The organism is Roseburia sp. 1XD42-34 (genome assembly GCF_009917385.1).
Taxonomy (GTDB): Bacteria; Bacillota; Bacilli; order Bacillales; family Amphibacillaceae; genus Virgibacillus.
This window is the reverse complement of record NZ_QWLJ01000002.1, coordinates 1-15,021: the sequence shown is the minus strand read 5'-3', so window position 1 is coordinate 15,021 and position 15,021 is coordinate 1. Positions and strand designations below refer to the sequence as shown.

At 36.3% G+C, this 15,021-nt stretch carries 13 protein-coding genes and 1 riboswitch; of the genes, 4 read left to right on the top strand and 9 right to left on the bottom strand.

Annotated elements, in window-relative coordinates; translation table 11 throughout:
* Window position 1 precedes the first annotated feature (1 nt).
* The 7 genes from D1839_RS01215 to D1839_RS01185 form a co-directional block, all read right to left on the bottom strand.
* Window positions 2-1,324: a phenylacetate--CoA ligase family protein gene (locus D1839_RS01215; protein ID WP_120378073.1), complete on the bottom strand. Its 1,323-nt coding sequence runs from the start codon at window positions 1,322-1,324 to the stop codon at window positions 2-4.
* Window positions 1,325-1,372: 48 nt separating this feature from the next.
* Entirely contained in the window at window positions 1,373-1,609 is a 237-nt protein-coding gene (locus tag D1839_RS01210; protein ID WP_120378072.1) for a DUF362 domain-containing protein, read from the bottom strand.
* A gap of 17 nt (window positions 1,610-1,626) precedes the next feature.
* Window positions 1,627-2,637 carry an NAD(P)/FAD-dependent oxidoreductase gene (locus D1839_RS01205; RefSeq protein WP_120378071.1) on the bottom strand — a complete coding sequence of 337 codons (1,011 nt, stop codon included), beginning with the start codon at window positions 2,635-2,637 and terminating at the stop codon, window positions 1,627-1,629.
* Window positions 2,638-3,269: 632 nt separating this feature from the next.
* Entirely contained in the window at window positions 3,270-3,932 is a 663-nt protein-coding gene (locus tag D1839_RS01200) for an L-fuculose-phosphate aldolase (protein WP_120378070.1), read from the bottom strand.
* A 543-nt stretch (window positions 3,933-4,475) separates the two neighbouring features.
* Window positions 4,476-5,123, bottom strand: coding sequence for a class II aldolase/adducin family protein (locus tag D1839_RS01195; RefSeq protein ID WP_120378068.1), 648 nt, complete (start codon window positions 5,121-5,123; stop codon window positions 4,476-4,478).
* Between the two features lie 13 nt (window positions 5,124-5,136).
* Window positions 5,137-6,075 carry a 1-phosphofructokinase family hexose kinase gene (locus tag D1839_RS01190; RefSeq protein ID WP_120378067.1) on the bottom strand — a complete coding sequence of 313 codons (939 nt, stop codon included), beginning with the start codon at window positions 6,073-6,075 and terminating at the stop codon, window positions 5,137-5,139.
* Window positions 6,076-6,189: 114 nt separating this feature from the next.
* Complete coding sequence (locus D1839_RS01185) at window positions 6,190-6,798, bottom strand: helix-turn-helix domain-containing protein (protein WP_120378066.1); 609 nt, start codon at window positions 6,796-6,798, stop codon at window positions 6,190-6,192.
* A gap of 697 nt (window positions 6,799-7,495) precedes the next feature.
* Here D1839_RS01185 and D1839_RS01180 point away from each other — a divergent pair.
* The 3 genes from D1839_RS01180 (at window position 7,496) to D1839_RS01170 (ending at window position 11,132) form a co-directional block, all read left to right on the top strand.
* The gene (locus D1839_RS01180; RefSeq protein WP_158589581.1) at window positions 7,496-8,581 is read left to right on the top strand and encodes a ThiF family adenylyltransferase; all 1,086 of its coding nucleotides are present in this window, start codon (window positions 7,496-7,498) and stop codon (window positions 8,579-8,581) included.
* A gap of 142 nt (window positions 8,582-8,723) precedes the next feature.
* Window positions 8,724-9,623: an LpxL/LpxP family acyltransferase gene (locus tag D1839_RS01175; protein ID WP_120378064.1), complete on the top strand. Its 900-nt coding sequence runs from the start codon at window positions 8,724-8,726 to the stop codon at window positions 9,621-9,623.
* A 249-nt stretch (window positions 9,624-9,872) separates the two neighbouring features.
* Window positions 9,873-11,132: an MFS transporter gene (locus D1839_RS01170; protein ID WP_120378063.1), complete on the top strand. Its 1,260-nt coding sequence runs from the start codon at window positions 9,873-9,875 to the stop codon at window positions 11,130-11,132.
* Window positions 11,133-11,679: 547 nt separating this feature from the next.
* On the opposite strand, the gene D1839_RS01165 is transcribed toward D1839_RS01170, so the two are convergent.
* A complete protein-coding gene (locus tag D1839_RS01165; protein ID WP_120378062.1) occupies window positions 11,680-12,159 on the bottom strand; it encodes a GNAT family N-acetyltransferase in 480 nt (159 codons plus the stop codon).
* A gap of 714 nt (window positions 12,160-12,873) precedes the next feature.
* Window positions 12,874-13,443, bottom strand: a complete 570-nt coding sequence (locus D1839_RS01160) for a DUF6434 domain-containing protein (protein ID WP_120378061.1) — start codon at window positions 13,441-13,443, stop codon at window positions 12,874-12,876.
* 161 nt (window positions 13,444-13,604) lie between these two features.
* A riboswitch (TPP riboswitch) is annotated at window positions 13,605-13,697 on the top strand.
* Window positions 13,698-13,822: 125 nt separating this feature from the next.
* On the opposite strand from D1839_RS01160, the gene tenA reads away from it, so the two are divergent.
* Window positions 13,823-14,515 carry a thiaminase II gene (gene tenA, locus D1839_RS01155; protein ID WP_120378060.1) on the top strand — a complete coding sequence of 231 codons (693 nt, stop codon included), beginning with the start codon at window positions 13,823-13,825 and terminating at the stop codon, window positions 14,513-14,515.
* Window positions 14,516-15,021 lie beyond the last annotated feature (506 nt).

Here is a 15,021-nt window from a genome sequence, read left to right as displayed (position 1 = left end):
TTCATACTTTCAGTTGTGAATCTCTAACAATCCGGATAGCTTTACCACCTGACCTTGGAATCGTTCCTGGATGTTCAATGTGAATCTCTACACTAATTAAACACTTACTTTTTAATTGTTGAAACACCTTGTTAGTAAGCGCTTTTATAGCTTCGTGATCTAAATCTCTATTTAAATGATTGTAAATACTTTCGTTGATTTCTACTTTCAATATGACTTTATCTAGAGCGCCTTGATTTACGACATAGAGCTGATAATGTGGTACTAATTCCTCTAATTCTAATAGTGCACTTTCTACTTCAGAAGGATAAACATTCACCCCACGAATGATGAGCATATCATCAATCCTTCCTTTAACCCGAGACATCCTTGTTGTTGTTCTCCCGCATATACAAGGTTCCGAAGTAATGGAAGCTATATCTCCCGTACGGTAGCGGATGATCGGACATGCTTCTTTTGTCAAACTAGTGAAAACAAGCTCCCCCTCCTCTCCTTCTGCTACAGGTTCTAACGTATCTGGATCAATGACCTCAATATAAAAATGATCATCTGCTACATGCAGTCCACATTGTGCTTCCAAACATTCAAAGGAAATTCCGGGTCCCATCACTTCACTCAATCCGTAAATATCCATGGCCTTGATTCCTAACCTTTTCTCCAATTCTTTACGCATTTCTTCTGACCAAGGTTCTGCACCAAAGATACCGTATTTCAGGCTAGTTTCTCTTGCATTTTTGCCTAATTGTTCCATTTTATCTGCAACATTCAAAATATAAGATGGGGTACCGACTATGACGCTCGGTTTAAAATCCTCTATTAATAATATTTGCCTCTCTGTGTTACCTCCTGAAACAGGAACTGTCGCCATTCCAAGCTTTTCTGAGCCATAATGTAAACCTAGTCCTCCGGTAAACAACCCATAACCGAACGTATTCTGCAGAACACTGTTTGGTTCTCCACCACATCCAGCAATTGCTCTTGCAACGATTTCCGCCCATACTTCCAAATCATTTCTTGTATAGCCTACAACAGTTGGCTTTCCACTAGTACCACTGGATGCATGAATTCTTTCTACATCACTTATAGGCAGTGCGAATAAATCAAACGGATAGTTATCCCTAAGATCTTTTTTCTGCGTAAATGGTAGTTTACGAACATCTTCTAAAGATTGAATATCATGAGGTTTTACATTTAATTCTGCCAATTTTTTTTGATAAAAAGGAGTTTTATTATAGACCATTTGAACAGTCTGTTGGAGTCTTGATAATTGAAGTTTTTCCATTTCTTGTTTCGGAAGCGCTTCGATTGTTTCATTAAAAAACATAGTTTCACCTACCTATTTATTGAATTTAAGCAAACACTTTATAAAAAACTAGACAAGGAAAAAATCTCTATTCATCTCAATGTACTCCTTCTCTTCGTCAGGAATATCTTCTTCTGCGTATATAGCCTGAACAGGACAAGCGGTTTCACAAGCAGCACAATCAATACAGATATCTGGGTCTATGTAATACATGTTTTTTCCCGAATGAATAGCATCTACCGGACATACTTCAACGCATTCAGCTGATTTTTCATGTAAACAAGGGGAGGTGATTACAAATGCCATCTTTGATTTCTCCTTTCTTAACTTTGTACTTTCTCCCATTTTTCAAAAAGTGTAGTACTATGCTGCGGTTGCTGCCTTGCGTTTGGATCTATATAGGTTTTTGCACTACTAATGGCGGTAGCAGCATCGCCAAATCCTGAAGCTATTAGCTTCACTTTTCCAAAAAAAGTAACAACATCGCCCGCAGCATAAATACCTTGAATATTTGTATTCATTGCCGAGTCTACTTTAATGGAATTTTTCGCAAATTCTAAACCCCATTTCTTTATCGGACCTAAAGAAGAGATAAAACCATAAGACGCAATTAATTCATCTAATGATAATTTAATTTGCCCCGATCCTTTTACATTTTGAATAACGATTTCCTCTATCTGCTCTTCTCCATAAATTTCCTGTAATTGAAAAGGTGTAAAAATTTCAGCCTTCGATGCATAAAGGTTCGCGACACTTTGTTCATGTGCTCGAAATTGTTCCCTACGATGTATGACCTTAATACTTTTCGCGATTGGTTCTATCATCATTGCCCAATCTACCGCTGAATCTCCACCTCCTAATATACAGACATCTTTACCCTTATAACGTTTGATGTCTTGAACAAAGTAATGTAAGTTTTTTCCCTCATACAGAAGTGCGTTAGTTAATTTTATACGGCGCGGTTCAAACGCCCCAATACCTGCCGTAATAAGAATGGTTTTCGAATAATGCGCCTCCTTATCTGTAATGAGCTGAAATTGCCCATTATTTATTTTCACTACATTTTCTACAGTTTGATTAAGTTCCACAGTTGGGGAAAATTGCATCGCTTGTTCAGTGAGTTGTTCAATTAAATCCTGAGCTTTCACTTTTGGATAGGCAGCTACGTCATAAATATATTTCTCCGGGTATAGTGCAGACAATTGTCCTCCTAAATGCGGCAAACTTTCAATAATTTTCACCTTCATCTGCCGCATTCCTCCATAAAAAGCAGCAAATAAGCCTACTGGACCACCACCAATAATGGTAACGTCGTAAATGGATTCCTCATTCAAACTTACACCCCCATCATATAGTATTTATGGGACATTTATTTATATAACGTTTTATAAACGTCACATAAAATAACGTTATGTAGATGTTATCATCATGCCCATATTTTTGTCAATACTCAAATTTATAAATATTAAGAAAATAATAATTGTAAACGCAAACTACGAGTGAAAACACAGAAATCCCCGTTATCTCAGGGGATTTTCTAAACTATAAAGTATTTATTTTTTGGAAATCCACCAGTGAAAACAAAAGATACTAATTAGAAAAACTTGGCTTGTCGCCAAGTCTTTTGGCGAAAGCCTTTTGTTTTTCTTATACTATAAACCAAAAAAATCTTATCCTTTCCTATAGTGGAACAAAGGCGCAAGCGTCCGTTTAGTTACGTAGAGACTGGAACGAAGCAACTAAAGTTTTAGGAATCATGCTCCTGCAACAGGAGTATGCCGACGTCGGGCGGCAAGCCTGTTTTTAGTCGGCCTTCCTCTTAACCACGAACCAATGATGACTTATCGTAGGGCGCTTTCGTGAAGTCGCCTAATTGCTGGGCGCTTGCTCAGACTTATTTTGGTTATGTTGTGATACACAAACCACTATATGCTTTGTTAAAATAACCTAACGGAAAATATTCATTTTATTTTTCAGCATCCTTAGGTTGTCCATAATCCTTAAATCGTTCCACCATCATCGTCATTTCTTCATCTGATAAGATGACTGGATTGCCGATTGCTTTTGCCTGCCAGTACAAGCGGGCACAAAATTCCAACTGCTCTGTAATTGCATAGGCTTCTGCAAGAGAACTGCCGACTACATTGATTCCATGATTAGCTAATAATACTGCTTTTCTATCTTTCATTGCTTCCAGCGCATTCTCAGCTAATTCGTTTGTGCCGTATGTTGCGTAATTAGCACAACGGATATTTTTTCCTCCGCTATGAGCAACAAGATAATCAATAGCCGGTAAATCAACATTCAAGCAAGAAATCGTTGTGGAATACAAAGCATGCATATGAATCATAGCAACTGCATCATATCTATTTTTATAGACAATGGAATGCATTTGATGTTCACTGGATGGTCTTAGCTCCCCCTCAACCACATTACCATATAAATCCATAATGATGACATCTTCCTCAGTTAAATTATGATATTCAATCCCGCTTGGTGTAATTCCCATAAGTCCTGAGTCTTTATCAAAAATACTAATATTTCCACCGGTGCCAACGGTTAGCCCAGAATCGATTAATTTCTTTCCATATTCAACAATTTGTTTTCTCTCTTCTTTTAAATATTTCATCCGTAAACCCTCCGTTGTAATTATTATTCGTGAATGTTCAAAAAGTCGTAGTTAATGACCTAAACAAATTTTCTCATACATTAGAATGTATAAAATATAGTACTGAAGTTAAGAGCACAGTAGAAAATTCAATCCCTCAAGTAAAGCACCGCAATTTCTCTTCCTTTAATGATGTTGAAATTGAAAGGCGAAGTGCTGAGATACCTGAGCTAACATTGGTCCGGATAACAGGAACATATCGTACGAGAGGAAATCTAGTACGTTAATTCATAGCTGATCTCATATCCATTGTCCTCTTTTTGAATATCATTATTGATTTATTATTATTTATTTTCCGACTTACTAAATTGCTCTTTCTCGTATTTTTTCTGAATTAATTCCTTATATGATCTTGCCTTATGAGGATACCATTTTCTGTATTTACTTTGAGCTATGGTTGCCAAAATTAGAGCTAACATAGTAGGAATCATCCATTTCGTGAACACGGAAATGAGCAGACACAATGCCGAAAGAAAAATATATAAATGAAGCAAAAGTTTTTGCTTATTCATCTACGTTATAATTCAGCTCTTTATTTTCAATCTCACAAATGCCTAACTTATCAAACAGTAACGCTTTTTCGGCAATGTATGCGTTGTATTCCAGACGTCCCAGATTATCATAAGCTTTTATTAAATTTGTATCTGTGATTAACACCCCATGCTTATTCAATAAAATGGCGTTTATTACAGAGTCTAAGGCGTTATTCTCCAAATAATGTTTAACTTTTTCAGCTAATTCTTTCGAAGTTGCAGGAGCAAAATCCAGACATGGAATATCCCCAAATTTTTGCGTCGCTTCTGTTAAATTAGGCATATCTATCCCCATCGTTGCAAAGACCATTGATTGAAGTGCATGTGCATGGAGTACACAGCCAATCTCTCGATTATGTTTATAGCATGCCATATGCATATTCATTTCTCTTGTGATTCTGCCATCACCTTCAACTATATTTTCATCCATATCCACCACTAAAACTTGGTAAGGGGAAATATCACAATGGTATGCTTGCGACATATGGGTTGGTGTCATAATAATATGTTGATCATTCATCCTGACGCTAACATTTCCCCCAGCTGTGTTCGTCTCATATCGAGAGAACATTTTTTTCACAATCTCAGCCAACTGTTCTCTTTCCTCTTGATATAACAATGTTATCGCCACCTTATAGTTGCGTGATTTTTACTTGTTGCTTTAACTTCATTGCCGTCTTCACATCAAACGTTGAACTATCCTTGTTCATCACTTTACTAGCAGCACAACCACTAGCCAGCTTTACTATTTCTTCTATCGAAAGCTGATTCGCAAGTCCAGCTAAAAAGGCACCTACAAAGCAATCCCCAGCACCAGTATCGTTTATTTCTTTTACCCTAGGTGGAATGACACGATAGATCTTTCTATCATACCCACAGTAGCTACCTTTTTCGCCTAACGAAGTAACTACATAATCAATGTCTTGGTTTAGTCTTTTTACTGTATCTAATAGATTTTCATGAGAAGCTTTTAGCTGCTTTAATTCAAATTCATTTGGTTTAATAAAATCCACCTTCATTTTTACAGCTAATTCAATTGCCTCACCAGATAAGTCACAAGCAATAAAACAACCAATTTCTTTTAAAATACGTAATAATTGTCTTAAATTATCGATTGTGAAATTAGCCGGTAATGAACCGGCGATTAATACCATATCCTCCGCTTTCACTCTGGATTTTATCCTATTAAAAAGTCGATTTATATCAGCTTCTTCTACATGAAATCCTTTTTCTGTCAACATGATAGAGCCGGCTGAGACTTGCTCCGGTTCTATCATGATATAGCATTCCCTAGTAGCTTTACCATCTATAATCGTGAAGTCATGCTCCATGTTTTTTTCACTTAAAATCTGTTTAAACTTATCTATATTCTGACTCCCTGCAAAACCTAGAGCTAGGTTTTTTACTCCTAATTTCGACATAACGTAAGAAGCATGGGTTCCTTTTCCACCAATATCATAAGAAACTTCCGTAATTCGATTGCTTTTTCTTCTTTCCAATTTTTCATTCAAGCATAATAATCGATCAATAGCTGGATTTAATGTTATCGTATAAAGTGAAACTTCATTCAAGATCCTTCATCTCCTGTTGAATGTTAGTACCACAAGGGTATGACCTGAAGGCGTTTGAACGATTCAAGAATTTAGGTGGAGTTCTCTCCCACTTAAGCTTCTTCCTATTCTTCACTACGAAGACTTACGGCATCTTTCTACTTGTTCCAGTCTTTTTCGTAATCGAAATATGTTTGAACTGTCTACCAAGTTTTTCTCTTCTAACAATATTCTTCCTGCTAAAGAACGAAGTACATCTTTTACTGCTGTCACCAGCAAATTCCGTATGGCAAACTCTGAACCTTTCATAACATATCCATGTTTTCGAGAATAGTCTACATCAATCTCTTTCTGCTCTAAATCCTGCTTCATTAATTTCATATCATTTAGTATCGTGTTTTTACTAACTAAACATATATCTGCTAATTCTAATAAGGATAAATATTTTTTCTTTACAGCTAATACAATAATGATTAAATTGTATCGAGTCGCAAATTCATGATGACTAAATAATTTTCCTTTTTCTCGAAAAAATTTCATATAGCACAGCATCTTAGCCGCTTCCGTCATGTAAACTGCTTGATCGCTCGAAATAATAACATTCTTACTAAAGGAATCGTTAATCTTGTTAATCATTTTTCTGACCTCAAGCTTGGTTAATTGGAACTCCCTCATTAACTCTTGAATTTGGACATTATCTTTTCGTATCAAATGTTGTATGATTCTTGTTTTATCGCCTCCCATCCCTTCACCTCCTTGCCTTCATTAAGATCGTACCATAGGAAATACGACTATTTTCAACAATCTATCACAATATAAATAAAGCGCTTTATTTATATTGTGATGAACTTTGTACAAAAAGTACAAGCGGCATTTTTGATTTTAACTACAAAGTAACAGGAAATTGGGAATAATGTCCGATAATGTGAAAACCAGTTCCCAAATACACAATGAATATTGTCATTTGTTGTCATATATTGTCAAAACTATCGTTAATTTTCCCAATACCAATATCGGTCATACTTGTGTTACGATGAAATCATACACCAATATATGGAAGGATAGAACTATTTATAAGCTCAGCGAAAAAGTTTGTTTACATATTATAAAGTGGCTTTGGAAATCTTTGGTTTAATAAATAGAAATATGTAAAAAGCTTGTAAAAACAATAGGCTTAACGAGTATAGCGTATCTGCTTCCACCTATACGACCTATCCTCTGTTAAACTATTAAACATCTATTAATTTAAATTAACAAAAATTTCTTATTTGACTATTTTTTGGCAATATATTATAATTTTTTACAAATAAACCAAGGTGGTGATGGAAATGGTTAAATGTGTAAAACGTTATACATCTGGAAACAACAAAAAATGCTAATTAAAATGAAGAAGCCGATTCTTTCCAAGAGTTGGCTTCTTCTCACAGGAGGGGAATTTAAATTGGCGCAATATTGGCTAAAACAACCCGATGTACAGGTGGAAGAAACGGAACATGGACAAATTATTTGCACATTGCTGAACCGTACCGAGAGCATCGTTTACGAAGGTCTGAGTGTATTTATAAACTTTTTAAAATATTTACAAGAGCCTCGTTCTTTTGAAGAACTCCTCTCGTGGGGAAAGCAACATGAAATTAGCAACGAGTTAATAGAGGAAACATTGCAAACTCTAGTAAATGATAAAATCTTGTTAGTTGGGAATCTACCCTGGAAGTTAACAGTGGATAGTCGCTTATGGAGCTATCTTGCTGCACAAACATCATCTCTGGATAAATTATATAATAGTGAGCAGGCGTGGAATTCTAGTCGTGTTGGAATTATTGGAGTAGGCGGCGTTGGAAGTAGGGTTGCACATGAACTTGCCGCAATGGGAATCCCCTCACTTATTCTGATTGATCATGATGATGTAAGCAGCCACAATCTAACCCACCAACCATTATATGCTAGAGACTCTGTTGGTAAATTAAAGGTAAATGTTTTAAAAGATATTTTACATAATAGATACGGAACATTGATAGAGGGGCTAGCTTCCCCTATTACACAGGAGATCTCTCCCCTCCTCTTAGAAAGACTTAATACATGTTCCATAGTAATTCTATGTGCCGATGAACCTTCCGTAGATATACTTGCGTCTTGGATCACTCCTCACCTTACGAAATTTAACATACCGCATATTGTGGGTGGGGGATACCATGGTCATTCTACGAGTACTGGTACTACTGTTATTCCTGGATTAACTGGGTGTTGGCAATGTTATGACTCACTGATTGAGAAAAAGGAGACTTATCGTTCCTTCCAACATATACGTGGGGTTTCCGGTTCTTTTAATCCATTAATTCAAGTTCTTGTAAGTTTTATTATAGCGGACACAGTTAGTGTTATTACCAAATTAACAAAGCCTTTACTGACAAACGGAGTAGGTGATTTTAATTTAGAGACTGGTAAATTTAATTGGCGAGCTGGTTCGCGGGATGAAAAATGTGAAATATGCTCCCACATAACCAACCATTATGTTAATTTTACCTAAGCAAGACAAAAAACACTGTTTATAGAAGGTCCACTTTATCTTTAGTTGATTTGTTCCAGTTGCTACGTTGCTAAACGGCGTTCTTCATCTTTGTTCGTTTAGATGGTTAATACATTACGCAAATCCCAAAGAAGGTGATAAAATGTCAATTTTAAACTTTAATAATCTATTACAATTTCAATCCATTTGGAAAAGCATTCCCTTTTATACAAAAGAGGATCAAGAACTGGCATACCGATTTTTTAAAAATATCGTAGAAGAAGAATTGGAATTAACAAGGGAACAATTAGAAAAACAACAACAAAAATATTTAAAGGTTATCAATACTTTTCCAAAGTTGAAGCCGCTTGCCGAGGAAGTCAGTCATGCCTATAGTTTATTTGTGGAAAAAAGAAAGTCTGCTTGGACTTACTTATCACTTGCTTTATACTCTAAACAATACGATCGGATTATTAATCAAGACAGTGATCGCTTATTACAAACAATGAAAAAGCCTGATTCCAAAAATCGGATTATTTTAGCGCCTTTTCATATGGGCATGCATACTATGTCTATGCCTTTAATTACACGTTTTTTTGACAACACTACCATACTCGTAAACAGTGACGAAATAGATATTATTTATCAATGGATGTCTACATATCTAGACGAAACGTTCAACACATCAATAACGATGGTTCCCGTTCCCTCTCATACAAGCCCTTTACGGTTTTCCAAAGCGATCATGCGTGGAGCCGTTGGTATTATTTTTCCAGAGTTTTCATATGGAATTAATCAAGAGGAAGAAGAAGTACGTTTTTTAGGAGGAACATTTAAAGCTCCAATTGGTGTCTATGTGCTTGCTAAACGTTTATCAGCAAAAGTATACCCAATCGGTTCCATTTGGAATGAAGATGAACAAAACGTTCAATTTATGGTTGGAGATGTTCTTGATCCTAACATATTATCCCAATCTACTTTTATACAAAAGTTATTTACCCAAGGAGAAGAATGGATTATGAAACATCCCGAACAGTGGCTCTGGGATCATTTAATTGATTAAATAAATTCACTCTGAGATACTGTAAATCTTTCTGGATAAAAGACTCCTAATTGCGGTTTAGAGAGGATGTTTTTCTTAGAAAACAGAAAAAACCTTCGTTACAAACACGTACAAATGCTTATCGCCATTTTGCAATTAAGCTAATGAAAAAAAGTTGACAATCCATAGGGATAAGTTTTTATCCTGTGGTTGATTCTTCTTCTGCTAGATTTATATTTGAATAAATATTATAGAAACGGGTTGCTCTTGATGTGGGTCCTTTTAAGAAACAAACCATTTATAAAGCTGTTTTTAGGTAAAATCGCCTCTAATATTGGAGATAGCATGTATGCTATTGCGGCAATGTGGTTGGTCTATGAGTTAAGCCACTCTGCTTTTTATACCGGCTTAGCAGGATTCTTAACCAAGACTCCTGATGTTTTTCAATTTTTAGCTGGACCTTTTATCGATCGCTGGTCATTACGGAAAACATTAATGTTGACCCAACTATGTCAAATCATTTTAGTACTTATTATCCCAATAGTTCATTACACCGGAAATTTACATGTGTGGATGGTCCTTCTTATTATGCCAATTATATCTTGTATTCAACAATTTTCTTATCCAGCGCAAACAGTCGCATTGCCAAAATTATTGAAAAAAGATGATTTGGTTAAAGGAAATTCGCTTTTCTCTTTTGCCAATCAAGGCATTGATATGACATTTAATGGTATTGCCGGTGTTCTTATAAGTCTCATTGGTGCTGTTACCATCTATTTATTAGATTCTATCGTTTTTATGGTTGCCTTCCTCCTATTCTGGTCATTACCTTCTTTTAAAACGGAGGAAAAAGAGAAAAAAGGTAAACAAACACTAACACACGCATTTAACAAGTACGCAAGGGACTTAAAAGAGGGTTTTCAGTATGTTTTTCAATCCATTATTAGCAAATTTTTTATCGCTACCATTATAGCTAATTTTTCTTTTGGTGTTGCTTTGGCAGTGATGCCTGTTTACGCAGATTTCCGTGGCGGGTCGACTATCTATGGATTTCTAATGGGTGCGTTTTCAGCGGGATTTTTAATTGGAGCGTTGTTAAGTTCGGTTGCCGGCAATTTTCCGCTTGGTAGGACAATGATCATAACCTATTTATTCAGTGCGGCACTTTGGATTAGTTCGGCATTTCTACCATGGGATATTCCCGCTGTTATCTTGTACGGCATATCACTGATACCACTTGGCGCAACACAGGTACTGTTGGCTGCAACAGGCCAACGGATTATTCCAGATTCACTACTTGCAAGAGTTTTTTCTGTTATCTCAAGCCTATCGTCCGCGGCCATGCCACTTGGATTTTTGATTGGCGGCTCACTTGGAACTGTTTTAGGTGGACAATTAGTCTTCGCTATTGGTGGTCTTGGGATGCTTTCTATATCATTGGTATGGTTTATCGTGTCAGATTTGCGACGTATTCCAAGAGTCAGTGATATCCATGCTGAAGTATACGGACTGAGTAAAACAGTGGATTAGCATGAGGTCTATTTTGCTTTTATAACCTTTTGAGAACAACTAAATTTTATGAGGATAAAACATAAACGCAAGTGGTGGAATGCATTTTTATTGGTGGAGATTCAAAGCAAACCCTTGCTTCTTTGTTGTGCCTGAATTTTAAATGGCACCTAAACCAGTCCAGTCCTACCACTATTATCAACTATAAAAGCATCTTAACACCGGGATAGTATCTGCTTTCACTAACTACTACTCAAAGAAAACAATTATAAGAACAAAGGCGCGGGGGCATCCGTTTAGCAACGTAGCGACTGGAGTGAATCAACTAAAATTTTAGGAATCATGCTCCTGCAACGGAAGTATGCCGACGCCTGAGCGGCAAGCCCGTTGTTAGTCGGCCTTCCTCTTTGTGACGAACCGATGAGGCCTTATCGTAGGGCAATGGAGTGAAGTCGCCTAGTTGCTGGGCTCATGTGCCGGACGTGGCTAAATAACTTCGTAAGTTTATCCACAGCCGCAAAATTTTTTTATAATTTCCTAGACAGTTAAAAAGCGTCAACATAGCTGATCAAAGCCATGTGACGCTCATTCTACTAATCTCCCATTTCAGCAGATTCTCTTCTACTGCTATCCGACTCATTCCCACTTTTTCAAGCACTTTAATAGATGGTAAGTTCGCCACTAAACATTCCGCAATGACCTTGTCTACATAGGAAGATGTGAAGGACCATTTTATAAGCGCTTCTACAGCTTCGGTTGCATATCCTTGGTTACGAGCAAAATCCATAATTCCATAACCGATTTCTACCACATGTGCCACATTCGGTTTTCCTTTAAAGCCAGCATCCCCTATCATCTGACTACTCTTTTGTTCGAATATAATCCATGGTCCCCATCCTAATTGAGTCTGGTCTTCTATCAACTTTTGGAGGTGATAATATATATGGTTTCCTAAACTTTCCCCACTGTTTGAAATAGCCCTTACTAACTTTTCCGTACAAGGAACTAATTGAAGTCGTTTCGTTTGAATTTGTATATTGTTTTCCATTCTAACTTCCAAGCCCCTCTTCTTATCCGTACTATAATTTCAAAGAATTACTCTATTAATTCATCTAATAAAAACTGGGCAGTTCTTTAAAAATTTTACTTCCATCGGCTGCCCCCTGTAACCCCTATCCATGGGATAATCACTTGTTAGGTACGGATCATCTTCATCCATCACGAACTCAGCTTGTTTTATTAATACAAATGGATATTTTTTACATCGTTCAAGATGCTGTTTATCATAATAAACTTTATCCTCTCAATAGTGACGTGAAAATACATAATTTCACTTTCAAATATTCAGAATTTTAAGTATATTAGACTTTTTACCTAGTGAAACAAATAACAATTTTTATTTACAATCTATTTAGATTCATGTTTCTAGTATATTTAGTTAGAAAACAACCACTTATTTTGTAGGTAGTTTATATTGCACATAAAAAGTTGAGACAAAGGTTCAAGATCATAGTCATAAATTACGCTTCGCCATTTCTCTCATTGACATTTCGATGGGAATGGCTCTAAGTATTCGAATAGTATCCACGGTCAAAATATTTAGTCATCATCCCGTACAAATATTGCGTTACCACTAAACTGCTTCCACCAAATCAAGATCAGATTTTATGTAGTTCTATTTATTTCATCCTCCACCTAAGTCATAAAGCAGATCAAAATTATTTTCAGAGAGATATTTAATTTATCGACACCATATTTTATGCTAATTATTTGGTTTATACTTATTACTCCCCGGAAGCTGTTTCACCTTATTCCAAGCTTTAATAGCGTCTTCACGGCTTTTCCCATGATTATTCGAATCAGCGAAAAAATCACGAATAAATTGATTATATTCAAATTGTGGAGCAATGTTCTTTTTGTACGCAGAATTTTTTTTCCGTTCTTCTTCCTCACGCCATGCTTTAACAGCTTCACGATATGTTTTACCAACATTTTGTTTAAAGTAGTTCTGAATGTATGTAGAGAAATGAAAGTTTGGAATAATGGTTTTGAAAAAAGCTCGCACATGCTGACTGCAGCGATGGTTTTCCGGGATTACTGTATCTAAGCTTAATGCTTCTTTCGTTTCTACTTTGCTATTTTTTTGTGTTGTTCTAATTGGTTTTTTAATCTTCCCAGTACGAAGAAACTCTTCAACTCGATGGGAGATTTCCAGTTTTGAACCAGAAGCACTTATTCCATTTTTCCTGCAAAACGCTTGTAATTCCTCTTTCAACCAATAGAAATCTTTAAATGCTTGCATACTTAATTCCCTAGTTAGATCAGGTCTCATTTTTAGAATTCCTCCTTTCAATTATATTAGAACAAGAGTTCGCGTTCGTCAAGTGGAATGAGTAAGAACTTTCGACAAGACAGCCTCCTGCTATAACTACATTTCCAAAATAGGATTGACTTTATATCACACTATGGTATCCTTCAAGTGTAGTTGTAATAAATTTCTACTGGGGGGGCCTTACTAGGCTGAGACATCGACCCTTAGAACCTGATCTGGTTAATACCAGCGGAGGGAAGTGGAAAACTACTTAACCATGCAATCTATTTTTGTGTTTATATATAACCAAAGTCTGAGTTTACAGATAGATTGCTTTATTAAGTATATCCCTTTTCTCCTCGATCCAGTTCAAAAAACATGACTGAGGAGGAATTTTTTTATGCAATTTACAGACACATTACGAGAGGTAACTGCTAGTAGCTGGGAGCAAAGTGTGAATCATCCATTTGTAAAAGGGATTGCCAAAGGGGACTTACCACTAGACATTTTTAAGTATTATATTCTTCAAGACACTTATTATTTGAAACACTACGCAAAAGTACATGCTTTAGCTGCAACCTTGGCAGAGGATTTCCGAGTTACAGCCATGCTTGCTGAAAGAGCAAAAGGAACTGCACAAGCAGAGTTGACAGTCCATAAAGAACATGCAGAAACACTTCACATAACAGAAAGCGACTGGGAGAATTTCAAACCAGCACCGACTGCATATGCATATACATCACATCTTTATCGTGCTGCGGATTCTGGTAGCCTAGGGCAAACCATCGCAGCGATGTTACCTTGCTACTGGCTTTATGCGGATATCGGAAAAACGTATAAAAATGAGAAACCAGCTGAAAAAATTTATCAAAATTGGATTGCCACATATGCCAGTGACTGGTTCCAAGACTCGACCGACGAGCAAATTAATTTACTGAATCAAATTGCTGCAGAATCCAGTGAAAAGGAAAAAGAAAAAATGAAAGAGCAATTCATTATTGCGAAAGAATATGAGCTCGCCTTCTGGGAAATGGCTTATTCAAAAGAGGAATGGTTCTCCAATAGACATTGGCATAGTCACTCCATGGCATAAGTGAAACGTCATGCAGTAGGGGAGCCTGCTGCATGTTAGTACTATAAGCTTATAACCTAAAAAGCACTTACACGAGTCAGGCGCCATTATTTCTCCCATTTGAACTTATTACTCCCGTCTTTTCCTCTAAAAGCTGGAGTCTTACATCATCTTAGATGCGTTATAAATCAATGTATGGAAGAGCGTTTATACTTGGCTGTTTTTTAAAAAATGAATCAAAGCTGTATATATGAAAGGAAATAGACAACTAATTAGCTATTTTTAGGGTCGAGTTTCGGATGGAGCATACAACCTTTGTATGAAAATACCCTTGGCTAAAGGCAATACGAAGCTAAGCCCTTCATCATTGATTTTTTTTGAGGGGGCTCCTATTTATATCACTTTGTTTTTAAATCTACCTTCTACCTAAGCTGGTTGCTGATATGATGGTGAAATACGATATCCCTTCCTCTTTAAATATTCGATCATTTTTAACTCTTTATTTTTATGATGCTGTTTCAAATAAT